The following is a 22,136-nucleotide window of genomic DNA, read 5'->3' as shown; positions in this document are numbered from 1 at the left end:
AAATGGGAATTAATTATCCTGATAATTTAATTAGAAGATCAAGGTTAATAATACCAGCGAATAAAAACCGCTTTTTTGAAAAGGCTTACTTAAGAAATGCTGATGCTATTGTACTTGATTTAGAGGATAGTATTCCGACATTAGAAAAAAAGTCCACGAGAACGAATATAAAAGACATAATACCTATTGTTTCAAGAGGTGGTAGTGATGTTTTAGTTAGGGTTAATAATACAGATGAACTATTACAACAAGATATTGAAGCCTCTGTTTGCGGGGAGTTAATGGGAATTTATCTACCTAAAGTAGAAACAATAGAGCAAGTAGAGAATGTTGAATCGTTATTAAATAAATTAGAAAAAGAAAGAGAAATCCCTTTAGGACAAATAAAGTTAGGAATTACTATTGAGACTACAAAAGGTTACTTAAATATGAAGGAAATTGCACAGTCAAGTGAGAGAATTGATTCTATAACCTTAGGAACAGAAGACTTCTCGGTAGACTCAGGTATTGAGATTAGTACGGAAACAGAAAATGGTTTTTTAATTCCAAGAATGCAAGTTGTCCTTGTTGCACGAGCTTATAATAAACTTCCATTGGGATTAATGGGTAGTATATCTAATTATAATGACCTGAATGATATTAAACGCAATGCTACCTTAGCTTATAAACACGGATTTCTTGGTGCTAGCTGTGTTCATCCTAAAAATGTGGCTATTCTGAATCAAAGCTTTTCACCAACGGAAGAAGAAGTGGTGTTTGCAGAAAGAGTGGTCGAAAAAATTGAAATGAGCTTAGAACAAGGAAGTGCAACAAATACTTTAGATAACAAAATGATTGATTATGCTCATTATGAGAAAGCAAAAAAAGTTCTCGATAGACACAATAAAATTTTGAAGTTTGAACTTAAAAAGAAACAAGCAAGAGAATCATGGATAGGGGGTAGTTAGGTTTGGGTAGTGGAGATATGCCTTTAAAGGGTTTAAAAATACTTGATGCATCAACTATGATTGCAGCTCCCTGGGCTAGTACCTATTTGGCTGATTTCGGAGCAGAAGTTATAAAGATTGAGCATCCTGAATATGGAGATCATGCAAGGAATTATGGTCAACAAAAAGAAGGAACGCCCCTTTTTTGGAAGACACTAAACAGAAATAAGAAATGTATAACGTTAAATCTAAGTAAACCAGAAGGACAAGAAATCTTCAAAAAGCTAGTGGCAGAAGTTGATGTTGTAGTAGAAAATTATAAGCCTGGTACATTTGAAAAATGGAATTTGGATTGGGAAACATTATCAGAGATTAATAAGTCGCTTATTATGTTGAGGACAACTGGTTTTGGTCAATCAGGTCCATATTCATCAAGACCGGGATTTGGAACAGTTGCAGAAGGAATGAGTGGATTTACGTCAATAAATGGTGAGGAAGATGGCCCGCCGACACTTCCGGGTCTTGCACTAGCTGATGGTGTGAGTAGTGTTTTTGGAGCATTATCTATAATGATTGCTTTAAATGAACGAATGAATAACCCCGAAAAACAAGGTCAAGTAATCGATATTTCTTTGTATGAACCGTTATTAAGGTTTATGGAACCACATTTAATGGCTTTTGATCAGTTAGGTATTATTGCTGATAGAGTTGGTAATGCAAGTGTTTCAACTGCTCCAAGGAACTCATATCAAACTAAAGATGGTCGATGGGTTGCGTTATCTGGAGCATCACAATCAATTACGAAAAATATATTTAAAGCGATTGGTAAAGAATCGTTAATTGATGATGAAAAATTCTCCACTAACGAGTCTAGAATGAAAAATGTTAAAGAATTAGATGAACTAATAGGCGAATGGATTAAGGAAAGGGATTTTGACGAAGTAATTCGTGAATTTAACGAATCTGGAGCTGTAGTCGGTCCAATGTATGATGTGGGCCAACTCTATGATGACCCACATTTTAATTACCGTGAAACGTTTGTTTCTGTTGAAGATGAGGACCTTGGTGAAATGAGGGTGCCTAACGTGGTTGCTAAGTTCTCTAGAACTCCAGGTAAAGTGAAAAACTTAGGTGGGAAAATGGGGGAGCATAATAAGGAGATTTACCGGGAGTTGCTTTCTATTTCGGAAGAAGAATTTCAGGAATTGAAGGAAAACAATGTAATATAATGTACCGGAAAAGGGTGATGTCCTATGTATGAGGGCTTTATGGGAGGGTTTTATAAGTTAAGTGAATGGGTTATGAAATTTACATATCTGAACATCTTGTGGATTTTATTTACATTTCTAGGGGTGATTCTATTTGGTTTTTTCCCTGCTACAGTAGCAATGTTTGCTGTTATACGCATGTGGTTGAAAAATGATATCGATAAACCTATTTTTAAAACCTTTGTATCCTATTACAAAAAAGAATTTATAAAAGGAAATCTATTAGGTTTACTATTAATTGCCATCGGATTACTTATGTATGTAAATATTAATTTTCTTAGGTTTTCAGAATCAGTATTTACTCATTTTCTTATTTGGCCAAATTTGCTTCTATCTTTAATTTTTATCTTAACACTTATATATATATTTCCGGTTTATGTACACTTTGATAGTAACGTATTCATTCTATTAAAAAATGCATTCATAGTGATGATTACGCATCCTTTATCAACATTGATTATGGTAGTTTTATTTATTGCCTATTCTTATTTAGTAATCACATTACCTGTTTTAGTGCCAATTATTAGTGGTAGTTTACTAGCTTTTCTAACAATGGGGATTAGTTATAGAACCTTTATGAAATCATCAAAAGCAGCAGCGGATGGCTAACTTCAATTCAGTGTGAATGTTTTTCAAGTTAATGTAACCGCTTTTATACAGAGCGGTCTTTCAAAGGGGATGATCAAAATGAGTAAAATTGCAGTAATTGGAAGTCTTAACATGGACTATATCATTGAAACAAATACATTTCCAGAAGTAGGAGAAACGGTGTTGGGATCTCATCTTATGATGACACCAGGTGGCAAAGGTGGAAATCAAGCGGTGGCTGCTTCCCGCTTAGGTGGAGATGTTTCTATTTTCGGTTCAGTGGGGGATGACTCTAATGGCAGTATATTAAAAGAAATTATGACAAAGGAAAAGGTAGATATCTCTTATCTTCAAGAGTTGGAAGATGGGGTAACGGGAGTCGCGTTTATAGAAGTTAGTAACAGTAATAACCGTATTATTGTTATTCCGGGAACAAACAGAATGACAAATAAGTCTTATATCCAGTCTGTAGAAAAATGTCTTGAGAAATTTGATGTATTCATATTTCAGTTTGAGACACCTTTGGCTGTTATTGAATACTTATTACCGACTCTATATCGATTAGGAAAGAAAACTATTGTAAACCCTGCACCAGCCTTGAAGTTGGATGAAAAGTTGATTGAAATGATAACTTACTTAACTCCGAATGAACATGAGGTTTATAAAGTCCTTGATTCGAACAAGAGTATAGATGTGCTGTTAAGGAAATACCCAGAGAAACTAATTGTTACGATGGGTGCAAGCGGAGTCGCTTATTCAGATGGAAAAGAAACTATTCTTGTTCCTTCTATGGAAATCATTCCAGTTGATTCAACAGGTGCAGGGGATACTTTCACTGGTGCCTTCTCTGTGGCAATAGCTGAGGGAAAGGACCTATACAATGCTATTCATTTTGCAAACAAGGCTGCTGGGTTATCAATAATGAAACCGGGAGCACAAGCTGGGATGCCTTTTAGAGAAGAGCTAGAAAAATTCGTGACTAAAGAAGGGATTAAATGAAATTACAGAATTTAATTAAAGAGGTTAAGAAAAGTTGGGTCATTTACGCCATGCTTTTACCTACTCTTGTTTACTTTTCCATATTCCATGTTATTCCACTGATTGGAATGAAGCTTGCGTTTCAAGAGTTCAGAATAATGGGTGCTAATGAATGGGTAGGATTAAAACATTTTAAAATATTGTTTAGTTCACCAGCGTTCATCGATGTACTAAAAAACACAATTATAATTAGCACAATGAAAATTATATTTTTCTTTCCAGTCCCAATCATACTGTCAATAATTATAAATGAAGTAAGAAGCAATAAATATAGAAAATTCACTCAATCTATACTTTATCTTCCTCACTTTCTATCATGGGTTGTTATTGCAGGGGTATTTATCAGTTTGCTAGATCCAACAGAAGGTGGATTTAATATTATTAGGAACTTTTTTCAACTACCTTCAGTTGATTACATGACTAGTAAAGATCATATTCGTTGGGTTTTAGTATTTTCTGAAATATGGAGAACAGCTGGATGGGACTCCATTATCTATCTAGCGGCAATTATGAAAATTAGTCCAACACTGTATGAGGCAGCACAGATTGATGGGGCGAGTTCCTTTCAACAGATGACAAAGATTACTCTTCCATCTTTGTATAGTACGATTGTGACAGTTTTTATACTCAATTTAGGTTTTTTTATGAATGCAAACTTTGATCAAGTATTTAACTTTACCAATGACTCTGTAAGAAGTGTCATTGATATCATTGATACTTATGTTTACAGGATAGGTTTAGTCAATGGACAATATGCGTATGCAACAGCAGCAAGTTTATTTAAAGGGGCTATAGGTGTTGTTTTAATTTTCAGTACACATTTTATCTCCAAACGAATAAGTGGTAAGGGGGTATGGTAGAGTGCGATTAATTAAGAATATATCAGTTACTAGATTAATTATCTACTCTTTGCTATTGTTATGCTCCATATCTGTTCTGGTCCCAATTTTAAACTTATTAGCAGTTTCATTAACTGATCCACTTCGTTCTCAGGAAATGAGTGGGCTTGATATTATTCCAAAAGGTTTTTCTTTGATAAATTATGAAATATTGCTTTCAAATCCAATGATCCTTAGAAGTTTATTTAATTCAGTTTTTATAACAGTAGTGGGTACATCATTAAATCTTTTATTGACATCTATGTCTGCTTATATACTGGTCAAGACGAAATTCCCTGGTCGAAAATTAATTATGGTATTTTTAATTATTATCATGGTGTTTGAACCTGGTATGATCCCTGAATATTTACTCGTTAGAGATTTGGGTTTAATAGATACGTATTGGGCTTTAATTCTGTATAAAACAGTTAATATATTTTACCTGTTTATTATGATGAGATTTTTTGAAGATGTTCCAGATAGTATTATTGAAGCAGCAAGAATTGACGGTGCTGGGTATTTTAAAACGTATTATCGAATTGTATTACCGCTTTCAGTTCCGGCGCTTGTGACTATGGGTCTCTTTTATGGTGTGTATCATTGGAACGAATACTTTCGTGCCACTATTTATTTAAATAGTCAGGAAATGTGGCCGCTTCAGGTTGTGTTAAGACAATTTGTTGTGGAACGCGATAACTCAGCAATTCTCGGTGCAGAAACACTATTGTCATATGACCAAATAGCTAGTTTAGACTATAGTGCTTTACAAGCAGGAACAATAATTATAGCAATTGTTCCTCTATTGATCATATATCCATTTGTTTTAAAGTATTACACAAACAGTACTTTAGAAGGGGGTGTAAAGGATTAATTAGGGGGTTCGGTGATTACTAAATTATTGAAGGAGGAAGAATTTGATGAAAAAAGTTTTTTTATTCTTAATAAGTATTATTGCAATAGCGATGCTTGTGGGTTGTGCGGATGATACAGAGAGTACAAACGATACAGAAAACGATTCCAGTGATTCAAAAAATGATTCAAAGGATTCAGAAAATCAAGAGGAGTCGGGCAAAACAGTAATTCGTTGGGTTATGAAAGATGAATCTCATTCAAATCCGGTTTCAGATGCTTTCTTTAAAAGACTTGAGAAAGGGTTAAAGGAAGATAAAGATATTGATGTTGATATTCAACTAGTAGATGTTGCAGCAGGTAACTATGCAGAAAAATTAAACTTACTTCTATCTAGTGGAGATATCCCTGATGTAATTTACTTTCAGGGTGGAGATTTAAATATGTCTCAACAAGGGATTCTTGAAGACCTAACTCCTTACATCGAAGATTCCGAATATATAAAAGATTCAATGTTTTCTCATAATATGGAAAGGATGGAAAACTACCCATACTTGCTTTGGATCAAGCCACTATCGCAGAAAGTTCCAGTTGTAAGAGGGGATTGGCTTGAGCAAACAGAATCGGGATCAACCCTATTAGAAAATCCAACAGTAGACAATTACTATGAATTTTTTAAAGAATTAACTAGTTTGGAAAATGGCCCTAAATATGCATTGACTGCAGCTGGAAATATAGATGAGTTTAATTATATATTTGATATGGCCTTTGGGTTAAATAAAACTTGGTTGAAAAATGACCAAGGAGAGCTTGAATATTATCGTGTATCGGAACAAGAAAAAGAAAAATTAGCTTTTTATAACAAGCTTTATGAAGAAGGGTTATTGGATCCTCAGTATGTTACAAAAGAATGGGATACAAAAGAACAGTCCTTCTATGATAACGAGTCAGGTGTGATTGTTGGAACAGCTGGTAAAGTAATCGATATTTATAATGGGAAAATGACTCAAGTAAATGGGGAAGAGGCGTCTTTAACTGTATTACCTCCTGCAAAAGGAATAAATCAAGGTTTTGGTGCAACAGACGTATCAAAAGAATCTCGTGGTGTAGCGATATCATCTCACTCAGAACATAAAGATATTGCATTTGAAATTCTTGACTACCTAGCAAGCCCAGAGGGACAAAAGTTAGATCGTCTTGGTGTCGAGGGTGAACACTATAATGTTAAAGATGGTGAAATAGAAGTAACAGATAAATATTACAGTGAATGGTTTGCACGTTTCTGGGAACCATCAGGATTTGAACCAGAGATGCCATTATCTAAACGATTGTTAAGCCCACCAGCTCAAAAATCATTAGAACTTACTGAGAAATACTATGAGGCCGATAACAATTTTGTTGTTCCGGAGGAGTTTGTTTCTACATGGGATGCTACTCAAAACATCTATCGTGAGTTTGCTACAGATGTAATCAAGGGAGCAGTCGATATAGAAGAATTTGACAACTATGTTGAAGATTGGTACGCAGCTGGCGGTGATGAAATAACTAAGCATGCGAAGGAAACGATTAAATAAATATAGGGGGTAATAACCTCATGACTTCCTTACAGGAAAAGGTTAGAGGAGTAATTCTATCAACAGCATTAGGGGATGCACTAGGCGCACCAATTGAAAAATTAAGTTATGAACAAATAAAAGATCAGTATGGTCGTGTTGAAAGCCTAAATGTTAAATGGTATAAGGACGAATGGTCAAAAGATTTAACATTAGGAAGAAAAAGAGGATTTGGGATTATAACCGACGATACGCTAATGACAATTGCATTAATGAATGTTTATGAAATAGAAAAAAGACACCTCGATGCATTTGATATGGGTAATGAATTTATAAAAGAAATTGTTCATCGCAAACAGTATATCCCGGAATTTGGGAAAGAAGCAGCGGTCATTGACCGCCTCTTCTATCCTGAGAAATATATCTATATGCGTCACGTTTTGGCTAACTGTGAACCGAGAGAAGCGGGTATTGGGAATATGGTTAATTGTGGGGCGGCTATGTACATAGCTCCAATAGGAGTTGTAAATGCAGGACATCCCAAGGCTGCCTATGATGAGGCTATTCTTTTTGCTCTTGGTCACCAAAGTAGTTACGGATTAGAAGCTGCCGGGGTTCTTGCTGCTTGTATAGCTAGAGCATTTAAACCGAATACAACGATAGATGATTTGATAGACACTGCGTTGGAATATGCGAAGGATGGAACGAAACGTGCCATTCGTGACATGGTCAATGCTGCGAAATCTTTAAGAGAACAAGGGGCGGGAATGGACCAAGTTATGGACGTTTTGCGAACAACTATTGAACCATACTCACCAATGAAAGATGATGTGAGCAGGTCAGAGGAAAAAGTGGGTTTCCCGTCTAATCATTATACACCAAGTAGGCTATTCTCTATTGAAGAACTACCAATGGCTTTAGCTTTTATTGTTCTAAACAAAGGTGACTACTATAAATCGCTTTATGATGGAATTAATTCAGGTAGAGATACTGATTCCATAGGAGTAATGATTGGTGTGATTCTGGGAGCTCTTTATGGTGACAAAGTTATAAAAATGAATGATATAGAACAACTTGAAAAGGTTAATAAGCTTGACCTTGAACAAAGAGCAGACAACTTTTACGAGGTTGCTAAAAGCATAATAAACGATGACTTAAGTGTTAACAACGATAGAAAAGAATGGCTAAACAATTCAAGCATGGAGTGATTAGTAATATGATGGATTCCTATATTAACAAAGTATATGGTGGATTTCTTGGTATGAGTGTTGGAGTACGACTCGGTGCTCCAGTAGAACCACCTGTATGGTCAGATAAATTAATCAATCAAGTTTACGGCAATGTAGAAGGGTATCTAAAAGATTATAAAAATTTTGCTGCAGATGATGATACAAATGGTCCAATCTTCTTTATTAGAGCTCTTCTAGATGATGCTAGAAATCGAGAATTAGAACCACAAGATGTAGGAAAAGCTTGGCTCAATTATTCTCGTGAAGGAATTGGTATGTTTTGGTGGGGCGGTGAAGGAGTAAGTACCGAGCATACTTCCTATATGAATCTTAAAAGAGGGATTAGTGCTCCAAGGTCTGGTTCTGCAGAAGTGAATGGTCTTATATCTGCTGAACAAATTGGTGGACAAATCTTCATCGATTCGTGGGGACTACTTTTCCCAAATGATCCTAGTAAAGCAGCGGATTATGCCGAAAAAGCGGCAAGTGTGTCCCATGATAAAAATGGTTTATACGGTGCAAGGTTTATGGCTGCTTGTATTTCTAAGGCATTTACTACAAAATCTATCGATGAAATAATTGCTGCTGGATATGATGAAATTCCTAGCTCATCCACTTATGCTGAGTTAGTAAGCGCAGTTATTAAATTTCATGAAAACAACCCTGATGACTTTCGATCTTGTCGTCAGTTCCTAGAAGAAGAATGGGGATACGATAAATATACTGGGGTTTGTCATATTATACCTAATGCGGGTGTATGTATTTTATCTTTATTATACGGAAATGGAGATTTTTCGAAAACAATTGAAATAGCAACTATGTGTGGATGGGATACAGATTGTAATGCTGGGAATGTAGGTACAATTGTCGGTGTTTTAAATGGTGTTCAAGCAATCCCTGATCATTACCGAAGTCCAATTAATGATGCTTTAGTAGCTTCTAGTGTCTCTGGTTACTTGAATAATGTCGATATCCCAACTTTCGTTAAAGAACTTGCTGCATTAGGATATAGGTTGGCCAATGAAAATATACCAGAGGAGCTTGAAAAACATTTAAACAATAGTGAATTAGACTTTGACTTCAATTTAGAAGGGTCTACACACGGATTCCGTTCTGATAAATCTTTAAAGGTATTTTCACGTCATCATAAAACGCAAGGTAAAAATGGGAAAGGTTCACTTGAAATTGTTTTTGATCGACTTCTTGAAGGTGATCGTGAACATGTCTACTATAAACCTTTTTATCGACGAGAAGACTTTGATGATGAAAGATACAAACCTGTTTTTTCACCTAAAGTATACAGTGGTCAAACAATGTCCCTGTCTGTTTTGATGGATAAGTGGTACGGTGAAGAGGTTTTTCTTATTCCTTATGTACGAACAACAGATAATAAGGAAGAATTGTTTGGGGAATCTGTTACATTGAAAAATCAAGAATGGCAAGATGTTGAATTTGTCATTCCTGACACAAAAGGTTCTCTAATTGATGAAATAGGCTTTGTTTTAGAGAGTCCATCACCTAGAGAGAATCGAGCGTTTGGGTGTCTGTATGTTGATAGATTTAGAGTTTTTGGTAAGGCCGACTACACTATAGACTTCAATAAACAGTATGAGGAATTTAAGTGTATAACTCCTTTCTCTCACAATCGCGGGGAATGGACATTGCAAGAAGGTAAAATGATTGCTGAATCAGATGGAGATGCAACATCCTATACGGGGAATTACTATTCAAGTGATTACGAACTAAGTGCTGATTTAACCCCATTAGTTGGAGAACATCATTCACTATTATTCCGCGGTATGGGTATTCAACGGCATTATCTTGCAGGTTTTGATGGTGAGGGGCAAGTATCACTTATTGTCAATGATTTTGGATATACTCGACTTGCTTCCACTCCATATGAATGGGAAAAGAATAAGAGTTACAAGTTTTCTGTGTATTGCGAAGCTGATTTGCTGACTTTTAAAATAAATGGTGAAACAGTAATAGAATATAAAGATGATAGCTACAAAAATGGAATGGTAGGAATTGGATTAATAGAAGAGGGAAGAGCTGAGATTACGTCGTTCTCAATGGTAGAGAAATAGAAAGAGCTTAGAGATGAAGTTTCGGTATATGAATTGAATATCTCTAAAATAGGGGAAATAATACACCTCTGTCAAAAATGCTGATTTGCAAGGTGCAATAAAAACAAAGGGTGGAGTTGCTAACATAATTATTAGCGACTCCATCTTTTTTGTGATGCCGTAAAGCTTTACTATCTGAAGCTAGGCACTAGTTTTGATATATTAAGTGTTTACGCCAGTGTTTAGGTGTCCAGTTCAATACCTACTATAACGAATATCTACCTGTCCTCCAATTATGAATAGTAAAGAGATGCTTTTTGCCTGATTTGGTATGCTGACTTGAGGAGTACAAGTCGCGTAATTTGGAGGAATTCTTTGTTTCATGATTTGACGATTGTATAGAATATCTTGGTCTTCGGCTATTAGAAGAGAGGATGTTATTCAAACCGTTTGTCTCCATTCGTACTCCCTTATGACAAATCACATTCATCTTCAAATCGAACATTCGATCATTTTATTGGCCAAATCAGTATGCCAACGAATTCTAGACAACATCAGAATGGAAAACCCCTCAAGTGAAGGGTTTTTTTCCGTTAAAGGCTATTCTCTACGCGTGGTTAAAAATAATATAGTTCATCTATTTATAGATGATGCAATAACTCAGTGGCTGTGATCAAAGGCAAATGTATTTTTGAATAGTAACCAGTTATAATTTAATTTCTTTCATAATAATAAGTGATTCAATTAAAAGTAATAAGTAAGAAGAGGTATAAGATTCTTTCAAATCTATCTGGGTAATTTCTTCGATTTTTCGAACGCGATATTGTACCCCACCCATTGAAAGGTTTAGTACGTCCATTGTTTTTTTGAAATTTTTCCCGTTTATTAAATAAATGTATAAAGTATGAAGTAATTCCTTCATATTTGAATCAGTATTAAGTAAACCTTTTAATTGTTCTGAAGCAGTCTGTTTAAGTGTTTCAGTATTGATATTTTCTAAAAAATTGCCTAGTAATCCAAGTTCACTATAATATGCGATTTGTTTGTTGCGGGGCAATGAGACTGCCTGCTTAGCTTGCTTTAAATACTCGGAAAAAAACTCAAGTTGATTAAATTCATTACTTATTCCTAATGTATATGTAAGATCAGGATTATTTTCCTGCATTTGATTTAGTATTTGTAGTAAAAGTTTTTCTATATTGGGATGTGTTGACGTACTTAGAAGAATATAAATTTCTTGGTGGTTTTTAGTGAAAAGCCCATCTAAATAATAATACTTAAATGTTTGTGAAAATTGAAGTAGTTGGTCATAATGGTCAATTGGTAAATAGTTTTTATGATTACAACGAATCACTAGACTCAAATATGGTTTCTTTATCTTGTTTGATACAAGATGGAGATGTGTTTCAAAATCATCTTTTGATTCATATTGCTCATGAATTAGACGATCTAAGAGGGATATTTTTAAGCGCTCAATAGTTTCAAAACTAATTTTGTCCTTTAAGAAACAAAGAGCAGAAACAGTAGCTAAGCGTTCTAGAAATAAAAAGCCATTATTATCTAAATATTTAGTATCCTCATAAATGAATGTGCACCTAGCAAACACTTTATCGTTTAAATAAATAGGGGTTGTCATTATATGAATTGCCCCTGATTTTTCTAATATAGTTTCGTTATGCTCGCTTATCCTCTCAGTTTCTGAATGTTGTGATAATAGATTAGCATAAGTTGTTTCATCCATTCCTTTTAGCGCAATTATTTTATTTGTTTGAATGTTTTTGATAATAATTGGGATTTTCAAAATAGTATAAGCTGTGTCCAAGACGTCATGAATACTATTTTCCTTTGCTACACATTCGGTTAATTGACTATGAAAATAAGTTATCTTCTCGAGCAATTGTTTTTGATATAAAAGCTTATCGTATGTGATTTCTAGTTCTTTAGCGACTGTTTGATGATTAAATTTTTCAATATATGAGGGATTTACTTGTAGCCAGTGCTTTTTTGTATTCACTTCAAACGTGCAATGTGGATAGCCCATTGCCTTACATGTTAGCTCGACTACATAAATATCCGTTTCATATATTTCTGACAGAAAGCCACTGGCAAATCCACTTAATATGTGGCAAACACAAGTATCAGATTTACCATGGTTATGAATGTGTAAATCTGCTTCAAATGAATCAATCCATTGGCCTATCGCGTCGATGAATATAAATTCCCCCTTTTTATTTAGTACTGTGGTTCCACTTGATTTAACCTCTGAGACATGTCCTAATTTAACATGTGTCAAGGTAGCTTGACGAACTAATTCATCCTTATCCGTGTGATGTTGCTTTAATTTTATAGCCTTTTCTTGACCAAGTTTATCCCCAAATTGAATCAAAAATATTTCAGCTCTTTTTTCTCCTATGTTTTGATATAGAGTTTCTCGGAGTAAACCAAAGCTCTCAGATGAAAAGATAAGATCGGAAGATTGAAATATATCATTAATTTCCATAAAACCCCACCTTTACCACACAGTTTAATTAATAGTATATATAGTCTTAATTTAAAAAACAATTAAAATTATTTTTTAATTCAGATAATTCAATAAAAACTAGTATTATGTTTTCTTTTTTTATCTATTATTATTAAATATATTACATGCGCATGTAAATTAACTTTCAAGGAGTGATACGGTGTTGAAAAATTATGAGACTAAAAAAGTTAAGACAGGTAAATTTAATAGTTTTTATTGTGAAGGTGGAAAAGAAAATGAGGAAACATTAATTTTCCTTCATGGTTCTGGTCCTGGGGCAAACTCGGAATCGAATTGGAGTCGAGTATTAAGTGAATTAAGTAGTAAATATCATGTAATTGCAATCGACATGATTGGGTTTGGTCATACAGATTTACCCGAAAATGTAGATATAACCTTCTGGCAGTGGACAACTGCACGAGTTGAACAAATCCTTGAAATTATGGATTATAATAACATCGAAAAAGCAAATTTAGTTGGAAATTCAATGGGGGGTATCGTTTCTCTAAATGCTATTATGTATGATTCATCACGATTTGAAAAAATCGTATTGATGGGTAGCGGTGGTGGAGGAGGAAAGAATGGACCGTCACCAGAAATTATCCGTATGACAAAGTTCTTCAATGACCCGACAATTCAAGCTTTTCGTAATCTGATTACATGGTTTATGTATGATGAATCGGTTGTAGAAGATCAGTTGGAGGAGATTATTAAAACACGTTATGAAAATATTATGAATCCAGAAACTCGAGAATTATATCCTACTTTATTTGCGACAATGCCCCATGAATTGACGATTCCACCAAGTGCATTGCGTCGTATTAAGCAGCAGGTACTTTTAATACACGGGTATGAAGATCAATTTGTTCCTCATGAATCGAGTTTAGAAGTATTCGGACATCTTCCAAATGCAGAGTTAGTATTATTCAAACAATGTGGACATTGGGTTCAAATCGAAAAGTTTGAGCGATTTGTTGAGTTAATTGATCAATTTTTTAGTAAGCATAAAAAAACTGAATTAATTGAGGGGTAGAAGAATTTAATGAAAAATAACCCATGGTTTATTTTTATAATACTGTTATTAGGGATTTTCGTAGCTCTTGAAGCAAACGCATTTACAACCCCAGCGCTTCCATATATTAGTGAATACTTCGGTATAAGCATTGGAAATAGCGGGTTATTAACCTTATTAGCAAGTAGTGCAGCCATTGTGTTTGCACCATTATTTGGTAGACTTGGTGACCAAGTAGGGCGGAAGAAAGTAATCGTCGTGGGCTTAATTATTTTCTTTATTGCACAGTCAATTAAAATATTCACGCCTTTTGTCGGTATTTTTTTACTTGGTTCATTATTGCAAGGCATTGGATATGCCCTTATTTTCCCGAACGTGTTTGCATATATTCCTGAACTATTTCCGGAGAATAAGAGGGGGAAAGCAATCGGTTTATTCATGTTGTTTTCTTATATTGCAACAGGAACTGGTGGAGCTGTAGCCGGAGCTTTAATTGATGTATGGGGATGGCACTCTGTCTTCGTGGTAAGTGCGATGGTTGCGCTTATTGGTTTAATCCTTATTAGTATTTTTGTACCGAAAAGTGAAAAAGGAAAACAAGCGGCATTGGATTATAAGGGTGGAACAGTATTTATGCTTGCAATCACGCTCTTTGTTGCTTTTCCACTTATTTACACGAATTTTGGTTTAATATCGGCTTTAGTGGGTGGGCTATTTCTTGCAGTGCTGTTAGGACTATTCCTCCAAATTCAGAAAAAGGCGGAGCATCCTGTAGTCGACTTTAAACTTCTAAAACTAAAAGGTGTTTATATACCAGCAATTTTAATCGCATTCCAAAACTTTATGATGTTAAGCATCCTAATGTCTCTTACCTATTTAACAGCCCAGAACCCTGACATGTCGGCATTACAAGTTGGGGTGATTACAACAGTGTTATTTTCAACGGCTGCTATATTTTCACCGATGATTGGTTCTTTATTGGATCGTTTTAATCCAATATATCTTGTCTATGTTTCACTAGTGTCGGGTGTGATTGGTATTTTGATGTATTTTGGAGTCAGTATGAGTTCATCACTTATGTATATCGCGTCTGTCATGGTCTTCGTTGGGATTTGCTCTAGTTTCTTAAATGCTTCATTGATGAAGATTATTCTAACTTATACACCAAAAGATAAAAAAGGTGTAAGTACAGGGACGTTCAGCTTGTTTAAAGATTTAGGCTTGCCGGTAGGAACTACATTAGGATTAGCAATTTATGGAATGGCTACTACAAGAAGCTTTGACAGTGCTATCCAAGCTGAAACTGCTAATCTAGGTTTAACAGGAGACCAAGTCAACCAGTTAGTAAATGCCCAAACAACGGGGAATATACCAACTGAACTTGAAAGTACACTAGCTCAAACAGATGTTAATTTAACACAGTTGTTAACACAGGCGAGCTCAGATAGTGTAACTTCTGGTATTTATGCACTTGGGACAATTAATTTAATCATTTTTATAGGGCTTATTATTATTAGTTTAGGATTATTGAAATTAAAATATGTGCGAGCAGAAGAGTCTGTCGATGCATCAGCATAACTAACGAAAAATTGTAAGCGGTACCATAAAAGGAGGAGGTATTTGAATGGAAAAATTCGACCAAGCACCAGAAATCGCAAAGCTGGGACATGTAGCATTAATTTCAGCGGATATAGAAAAATCTTTATGGTTTTTTAAGGAGATTGTGGGCTTAGAAGAAACAACTGAAGTAGATGGAGTGCATTATCTTCGAGCTTGGGGTGATTTTGAACATCATACAATGTCTATTACTGCAGGGTCTGAGTCACGTATCGACCACATTGCTTGGAAGGCAAAGCGTCGTGAGGATGTAGATAATTTTGCAATCCTTTTAAAAGATGCAGGGGTTGAAGTAGAACTTGTTAAAGATGGAACGGAAACAGGGCAAGGGGACGCGATTCGTTTCCAATTACCGAGTGAACATAATTTTGAAATTTACTTTGATATGGAGAAGCCGGTGCCAGACTTACACCGTCGTGCAGTGTTAAAAAATCAAACATATAAAGCATGGGCAAAGGGAATTTCACCACGCCGTATTGACCATGTAAATATTGCAACAAATATCGATTCTAAAATCGTAACAGATTTCCTTGCAGAGAAATTAGGATTTAAAATGCGTGAATATTTGGTTGATCCAAGTGATAAACAAATCTCTGGCTGGATGAGTGTTACGCAATTGGTACACGACATAGCGGTAATGTCTATACCAGATGCGGAAACATCTCATCAGCTTCACCATTTCTCTTACTGGCTAGATAACTCACAGGATGTTTTACGAGCAGCAGATATTTTAAGTGAACAAGGGTTGGAATTTGTAGGGCCAGGCAAACATGGAATTTCCCAAGCGATGTATGTCTATGTGCAGGATCCAGGAAGTGGTGTACGTCTAGAGTTATTCTCAAACGGTTATCTCATTTTTGAACCAGACTGGGAACCAGTTAAATGGAAATTTGATGAAATGGCGGTAGGTTTCACGTATTGGGGTGAACAATCAGGCACTTCAGGTAAGAAAGAACTAATGCTAAATGCTGGACCTGTCAGAGAAACACAAGGAATTGAATGAAACAGAGGTTGATTTTCTTTGGAATTTAAAGCAACTTAGGTTTCAAAAATGGGCTTTAGAGAGGGGAAAGATGTATGACCGTAAAGGTAAATGAACAAAAAACTAAAGAGCAAATTTTAGAAAGTGCTCGTCGAATTGGAAAGGCGGCTGAGGCAGAATCCTTGCAGGCGGATTTAGATGCTACACTATCTGAAAATATAATTGACATAATTCGAGAAGAGCAAATAAATAAATTAATTTTGCCAAAGCAATTTGGTGGTCCGCAAATAGATTTCACGACGTTTGCTGAGATGGTTAAAGAGGTAGGCTATTATAATTTATCTGCTGCGTGGATAACTTATTTCTTCTCCTTACACAATGGATGGGTTGCCTACTTACCAGAACATCGACAACAAGAAATTGTCGATTCAGATGGATTATTAGCAGATATTTTTGCTCCAATTGGCAAAATCGATAAGGTAGATGGAGGATTTATATTAAGTGGAAAATATAACTATGTAAGTGGAATTAACTATTCTGGCTGGGTGGCATTAGGTGCATTTCATCAGCCTGAAGGAGCAGAAAGTCCATCTATGCATGGATTTGTTGTCAATACAGACGATCTTGAGATTATCGAAAATTGGAATTCGTTAGGGTTACGTGGTTCAGGAAGCAATACTGTTATTGCGGATAAAGTTTTCGTGCCAGATGATATGATTGTCGATTTAAAAGAAATGGCAGATAAGGCAAGACCTGCTCATAACAACTATGATGTCGATTATTTATATTATCATGTACCTTTCCATCCCGCTTTTTTTGTAGGATTCCCAGCTATGTCTATTGGGGGGGCTGAAAGAGCATTGGATGAATTTAAGAAATCTACCATGGGACGTGTCCGCCTAGATGGTGAAAAAGAGATGGCAAACCCCAGAAGTCAGCGAGTACTAGCCACTTTAACAATAAAGCTAACATCGGCAAAAAGTTTAATGCGTACGTATATTGACATGTTGGAATCAAAAGAAAAGACTTATCATCCAAGTGAATTTAAAGCGATCCGAGCAGAAATTATTCAAAACTGTGTTGATATTGCAGTGAAATGTCTTCTAACCTTAGGTGCTTCTGCATTACTTAAAGGTCACCCAATAGAAATAATCACGCGTGATTTATTGGCAATTGCAACACATGTCACATCACTTTATGAAGATGCTATTGATGTTTATGGTAAACATTTATTTGATTATCCAGTATTTGTTATGGGGTAAGCGGTTTTACTATTGCCATGTGGTTTTCTGGGAATTTATTAAGATACCTGCAGTTTGTTATTCTTTATCAAAGAAATTCCATGTGGCAATATATTCTTTTTATTTTAAAAAACGATGATAATAGAAAATTAAAAAGATGTAAAGTTAATCTTTTATTATATATTCTTATGCGCAATGTATTCATAGCTACGGGAAAAAGGTCTGTATTGTAAGACCCTATTACTACTATAAAAAAACATTAAGGGGTGTTTTAAATGGAAGATCGTTTATTTCGTAATGCGATGGGAAGCTTTGCTACTGGGGTTACTGTAATCGCAACAGAAACAAATGGAGGTGCACATGGAATGACAGCGAATGCCTTCATGTCACAATCACTAGAGCCAAAACTGATTATTATTTCATTAAAAGAAGATGCTCACATGTTAACGAAAATTAAGGAGAGTGGGCAGTTTTCTGTTAACGTCCTTTCTGATGATCAACAGAACTTGTCAATGATTTTTGCTGGTCAGGCAAAAAGTGAAAGCGAATTCGAATTTGATTATCTGGACGGAAAGCCAGTGATTCCAGGTGCACTTGCACAAGTTGCCTGCTCCGTTAAATCTGAATATGTAGAAGGCGACCATTCTATTTTCATTGGTCAAGTAACGGATTTTCATTTAGAAGACGGTGAACCACTAATCTTTTCAAAAGGACAATATCGTTCATTGGAAAAATCCGTAACGGCTAATTTATAAACTATTAAAATTAAAAAAAGAAGGAGTTAGAAAATCCTTATGAGAACGATACACTTAAATTCCATGAACCGTGAATACTGGGGAAATCATTCAACACCAAATGTAATGGCATTGGGATTCTTTGATGGGATTCATAACGGACATAAAAAAGTGATCAAAACTGCTGGTGAAGTCGCAAAAAAGAATAATCTTTCACTTGCAGTAATGAGCTTTTTTCCACACCCAAAAACCATTTTATCCAAAGGCAATACAGAGTTTGACTATTTAATGCCACTTTCAAAAAAAGCCTCCATTTTAGAATCCTTGGGTGTAGATACGTTTTATGTGGTGAAGTTTGATAAGGATTTTCTTTCCCTTCTTCCAGAACAATTTGTATCTAGCTACCTACTTGGTATGAGTGTTAGTCATGCAGTAGCTGGATTTGATTTTTCCTATGGCTACCGAGGAGCTGGCAATATCGATCGCTTAAAAATTGATTCTTCTAATCGAATTGACGTCACAAAAGTAGAAAAGGTAGATTTTCATGGAAAAAAGATTAGCTCTACATGGATCCGCGAGCTCATCTTTAAAGGAGAAATGGAACAATTATCACATGTTCTAGAAAGATATTATGAAACGGAAGTCTACTGGGACGGAGAGTGTTTCAAATTATTACCATATTATATGCTCCCGGCCCAAGGAATTTATAAAGTAGCTATTAAACTAAAAGGAAGGATTAGAGAAACCGAAGTCGTTATTCCTGGAAAACAGAATGGCATCTATTTAACAGAAAACCTAAAACACAGGTTTCTTTTGAACGAAAAATTAGACATTATTTGGTCACATCGAATAGCTGCTACACAAGAAATTTATTCTAAAAGGGCATCTATTATATAGAAAGGGGAGTAGTCGATGAACATACAGGAAGCTGTTGATGCGCTGATTGAAGCAGAAAAAACAAAAGAAACCATTGAAGCATTTACAGCGCATCAAAAAATCACAAAAGACGAAGCTTACCAGATTCAATTAGATATAATCGATTATAGGAAAAAAAATGGTGCAAAAGTGGTTGGTAAAAAAATAGGGCTAACAAGTAAAGCTATGCAAGACATGTTAGGGGTAAGTACTCCTGATTATGGTCATCTTCTTGACAGTATGATGTACAGAGAAGACACGGCCATCTCTTTAGACCAATTTATTCAACCGAAAATAGAATTCGAAATCGGGTTTGTTTTAAAGGAGAAACTAAAGGGGCCTGGAGTAACAATAGAAGATGTTATAAAAGCAACGGATTATGTTGTGCCAGCTGTTGAAATTATTGATAGCCGGATACGAGATTGGAAGATTAAATTTGAAGATACCGTTGCAGATAACGGTTCATCAGCTGGTGCGATCATCGGAAAAGACTCCAAACAATTGAGTGAAATTGATCTTCCTGAAGTAAAAATGTCATTATATAAAAACGATCAATCGATTGATACTGCGTACGGATCTGCTGTAATGGGCAACCCGGTTGAAGCAGTTGCATGGCTGGCAAATGAGGTTGGTGCCTATGACATTTCACTGGACGCTGGAGAGGTTATTCTAGCAGGGGCTTTGTCCAAAGCTATTCCAATTGAAGACGGAGATCATTTTAAAGCCGTATTTGAAAATCTTGGAACGGTTTCAGCCACGTTTAAAATTTAGGAGGGTTTTTATGTCGAAATGTAAAGTTGCTATCCTTGGCTCTGGGAACATTGGAACCGATTTAATGTATAAAATTGAACGATCAGATGCACTAGAATTAACAATGGTAGCTGGAGTTGATCCTGATTCAAAAGGGTTGCGTCTAGCGAAAGAACGTGGATACCTGACAACAATCAAAAGTGTCGATGGGCTTCTTGAGTATTCGGACAACTTTGAAATGGTATTTGACGCAACATCTGCTAAAATGCACCAATTTCATAGTGATAAACTAACCTCAATTGGAAAACAAGTTCTTGATCTTACACCAGCTGCAATTGGACCATTTGTTGTACCACCAGTGAATTTGAATCAATTACAAACAGAACCAAATGTAAATTTAGTTACTTGCGGTGGTCAAGCTACCATTCCAATTATTCATGCAATTAATCGTGTCTGCCCTGTTTCTTATGCAGAAATTGTTGCGACAATCTCAAGCAGCAGTGCAGGACCAGGAACACGAGCAAATATTGATGAATTTACGGAAACAACAGCAAATGCAATTGAAAAAGTCGGTGGTGCAAAAAAAGGAAAAGCGATTATTATCCTAAACCCTGCTGAACCACCAGTTTTGATGCGTGATACGATTCATGCCACTGTAGAAGAAGAAGGAAAAGAAGTTGAAATCCTTCACTCAATCAAAGATATGGTGAAGGAAGTACAAGCATACGTACCTGGTTACCGTATGAATACAGAACCCCAAATTTCAGGAAAAGAAATTTCTGTTTTTATTGAAGTGGAAGGTGCAGGAGACTTCTTCCCTACTTATTCTGGCAACTTAGATATCATGACAGCAGCGGCAACTAGAGTAGCGAATCAATTAGCATTACAACGAACGGATAGCGCGAAAGAAGGAGTGAAATAAGATGACGAATCACAATTTTGAAATTGTTGACGTAACACTCCGGGACGGAAGCCATTCCATGAGACATGCGTTTACCAAGGAACAAGTAAGAAAAACAGCAAGAGGTCTGGACCAGGCCGGCGTGAACTATTTCGAAGTATCACATGGAGATGGTTTAGGTGGGTCTTCCATGCAATATGGTAAATCAAAAGTGAATGAGCTGGAATTAATAGAAACAGCAGCAGCTGAATGTAGTCAGGCAAAAATCTCTGTTCTACTTATTCCTGGAATTGGAACAAAGAAAGATTTAACTGAAGCTGTAAAAGTAGGCGCGAACATGGTACGTGTAGCAACCCATGTGACAGAAGCAGATGTAGCGAAGCAACATATTGAATTAGGACGCGAACTTGGATTAAAAACAGTAGGATTTTTAATGATGGCCCATATGGCACCAATTGAAAAACTCGTAGAACAAGCAAAATTATTTGAAAGCTATGGAGCAGAAGTTGTTTATGTAACTGATTCAGCTGGTGCACTGTTACCCCATGAGGTTACAGAAAGAATTACCGCACTAAAAAATGAACTTTCATGTGAAATTGGATTTCATGGCCATAACAACCTTTCAATGGCAATGGCAAATACGGTTGCTGCAGTGCAAGCAGGTGCTACGTATATTGATGGCAGTTTACGTGCCTTAGGTGCGGGAAGCGGTAATACTCAAACAGAAGTAATGGTTGCTATCTTTGAGAAAATGGGATATCAGACAGGAATTGATCTTTATAAAATTCTAGATGTTGCAAATGATGTTGTAGCAAAATTTATGCCACGTCCCCAAGAGGTTACTGGTTCTAGCTTAATGATGGGTTATTCTGGAGTGTATTCTAGTTTCCTTTTACATACAGAAAAAGCTGCTAAACAGTTCAAAATTGACGAAAGAGATGTCTTAGTAGAACTTGGTAAAATGCAAGCTGTCGGAGGACAGGAAGATCTTATTTATGAAGTGGCTGCAAACATCGCAAACAAATAACATCTAACAATTACTGCAGAATCGATATTGTTGAATGAATA

19 protein-coding genes are annotated in these 22,136 nt (G+C 35.8%); 18 read left to right on the top strand and 1 reads right to left on the bottom strand.

All coding sequences use genetic code 11. The features are described 5' to 3' along the window. Nucleotides 1-2 precede the first annotated feature (2 nt). The 9 genes from LD272_RS07945 (at nucleotide 3) to LD272_RS07905 (ending at nucleotide 10,416) form a co-directional block, all read left to right on the top strand. The gene (locus LD272_RS07945) at nucleotides 3-947 is read left to right on the top strand and encodes an HpcH/HpaI aldolase/citrate lyase family protein (RefSeq protein WP_226036077.1); all 945 of its coding nucleotides are present in this window, start codon (nucleotides 3-5) and stop codon (nucleotides 945-947) included. Nucleotides 948-949: 2 nt separating this feature from the next. Beyond that, nucleotides 950-2,155, top strand: coding sequence for a CaiB/BaiF CoA transferase family protein (locus LD272_RS07940; protein ID WP_226036076.1), 1,206 nt, complete (start codon nucleotides 950-952; stop codon nucleotides 2,153-2,155). Nucleotides 2,156-2,179: 24 nt separating this feature from the next. Next, nucleotides 2,180-2,803, top strand: a complete 624-nt coding sequence (locus tag LD272_RS07935) for a YesL family protein (protein ID WP_226036075.1) — start codon at nucleotides 2,180-2,182, stop codon at nucleotides 2,801-2,803. Between the two features lie 78 nt (nucleotides 2,804-2,881). Continuing rightward, on the top strand, nucleotides 2,882-3,781 hold the full coding sequence (locus tag LD272_RS07930) for a ribokinase (protein WP_226036074.1): 900 nt from the start codon (nucleotides 2,882-2,884) through the stop codon (nucleotides 3,779-3,781). Beyond that, nucleotides 3,778-4,680, top strand: a complete 903-nt coding sequence (locus LD272_RS07925) for an ABC transporter permease (protein ID WP_226036073.1) — start codon at nucleotides 3,778-3,780, stop codon at nucleotides 4,678-4,680. The genes LD272_RS07930 and LD272_RS07925 overlap by 4 nt, the downstream gene beginning before the upstream one ends. Before the next feature lies 1 nt (nucleotide 4,681). Continuing rightward, nucleotides 4,682-5,569, top strand: coding sequence for a carbohydrate ABC transporter permease (locus LD272_RS07920; RefSeq protein WP_226036072.1), 888 nt, complete (start codon nucleotides 4,682-4,684; stop codon nucleotides 5,567-5,569). A gap of 46 nt (nucleotides 5,570-5,615) precedes the next feature. After that, entirely contained in the window at nucleotides 5,616-7,121 is a 1,506-nt protein-coding gene (locus LD272_RS07915; RefSeq protein WP_226036071.1) for an extracellular solute-binding protein, read from the top strand. Nucleotides 7,122-7,141: 20 nt separating this feature from the next. Continuing rightward, nucleotides 7,142-8,308: an ADP-ribosylglycohydrolase family protein gene (locus LD272_RS07910; protein WP_226036070.1), complete on the top strand. Its 1,167-nt coding sequence runs from the start codon at nucleotides 7,142-7,144 to the stop codon at nucleotides 8,306-8,308. Beyond that, on the top strand, nucleotides 8,281-10,416 hold the full coding sequence (locus LD272_RS07905) for an ADP-ribosylglycohydrolase family protein (RefSeq protein WP_226036069.1): 2,136 nt from the start codon (nucleotides 8,281-8,283) through the stop codon (nucleotides 10,414-10,416). Before LD272_RS07910 ends, LD272_RS07905 begins: the two co-directional genes overlap by 28 nt. A 685-nt stretch (nucleotides 10,417-11,101) precedes the next feature. Here the strand turns inward: LD272_RS07905 and LD272_RS07900 are convergent. Beyond that, the gene (locus LD272_RS07900; RefSeq protein WP_226036068.1) at nucleotides 11,102-12,895 is read right to left on the bottom strand and encodes a V4R domain-containing protein; all 1,794 of its coding nucleotides are present in this window, start codon (nucleotides 12,893-12,895) and stop codon (nucleotides 11,102-11,104) included. Nucleotides 12,896-13,076: 181 nt separating this feature from the next. Here LD272_RS07900 and LD272_RS07895 point away from each other — a divergent pair, with 181 nt between their 5' ends. The 9 genes from LD272_RS07895 (at nucleotide 13,077) to dmpG (ending at nucleotide 22,095) form a co-directional block, all read left to right on the top strand. Then, on the top strand, nucleotides 13,077-13,949 hold the full coding sequence (locus LD272_RS07895) for an alpha/beta fold hydrolase (RefSeq protein ID WP_226036067.1): 873 nt from the start codon (nucleotides 13,077-13,079) through the stop codon (nucleotides 13,947-13,949). A 9-nt stretch (nucleotides 13,950-13,958) separates the two neighbouring features. Further along, nucleotides 13,959-15,506, top strand: coding sequence for an MFS transporter (locus tag LD272_RS07890; protein ID WP_226036066.1), 1,548 nt, complete (start codon nucleotides 13,959-13,961; stop codon nucleotides 15,504-15,506). Nucleotides 15,507-15,552: 46 nt separating this feature from the next. Beyond that, nucleotides 15,553-16,548: a VOC family protein gene (locus tag LD272_RS07885; protein ID WP_226036065.1), complete on the top strand. Its 996-nt coding sequence runs from the start codon at nucleotides 15,553-15,555 to the stop codon at nucleotides 16,546-16,548. 74 nt (nucleotides 16,549-16,622) lie between these two features. After that, nucleotides 16,623-17,789, top strand: a complete 1,167-nt coding sequence (locus tag LD272_RS07880) for an acyl-CoA dehydrogenase family protein (RefSeq protein WP_226036064.1) — start codon at nucleotides 16,623-16,625, stop codon at nucleotides 17,787-17,789. A gap of 254 nt (nucleotides 17,790-18,043) precedes the next feature. After that, the gene (locus tag LD272_RS07875) at nucleotides 18,044-18,523 is read left to right on the top strand and encodes a flavin reductase family protein (RefSeq protein ID WP_226036063.1); all 480 of its coding nucleotides are present in this window, start codon (nucleotides 18,044-18,046) and stop codon (nucleotides 18,521-18,523) included. Nucleotides 18,524-18,562: 39 nt separating this feature from the next. Beyond that, on the top strand, nucleotides 18,563-19,399 hold the full coding sequence (locus LD272_RS07870) for an FAD synthetase family protein (RefSeq protein WP_226036062.1): 837 nt from the start codon (nucleotides 18,563-18,565) through the stop codon (nucleotides 19,397-19,399). Between the two features lie 15 nt (nucleotides 19,400-19,414). Continuing rightward, complete coding sequence (locus LD272_RS07865; protein ID WP_226036061.1) at nucleotides 19,415-20,188, top strand: 2-keto-4-pentenoate hydratase; 774 nt, start codon at nucleotides 19,415-19,417, stop codon at nucleotides 20,186-20,188. Between the two features lie 10 nt (nucleotides 20,189-20,198). Next, the gene (locus LD272_RS07860; RefSeq protein WP_226036060.1) at nucleotides 20,199-21,089 is read left to right on the top strand and encodes an acetaldehyde dehydrogenase (acetylating); all 891 of its coding nucleotides are present in this window, start codon (nucleotides 20,199-20,201) and stop codon (nucleotides 21,087-21,089) included. Between the two features lies 1 nt (nucleotide 21,090). Continuing rightward, on the top strand, nucleotides 21,091-22,095 hold the full coding sequence (gene dmpG / locus LD272_RS07855) for a 4-hydroxy-2-oxovalerate aldolase (RefSeq protein WP_226036059.1): 1,005 nt from the start codon (nucleotides 21,091-21,093) through the stop codon (nucleotides 22,093-22,095). The last annotated feature ends 41 nt before the right edge of the window (nucleotides 22,096-22,136 follow it).

It is taken from the genome of Aquibacillus saliphilus (assembly GCF_020404745.1).
In the GTDB taxonomy this organism is placed as follows: domain Bacteria; phylum Bacillota; class Bacilli; order Bacillales; family Amphibacillaceae; genus Aquibacillus; species Aquibacillus saliphilus.
Note: the sequence above shows the minus strand (reverse complement) of the source record. Positions and strands in the feature narration are given on the sequence as shown.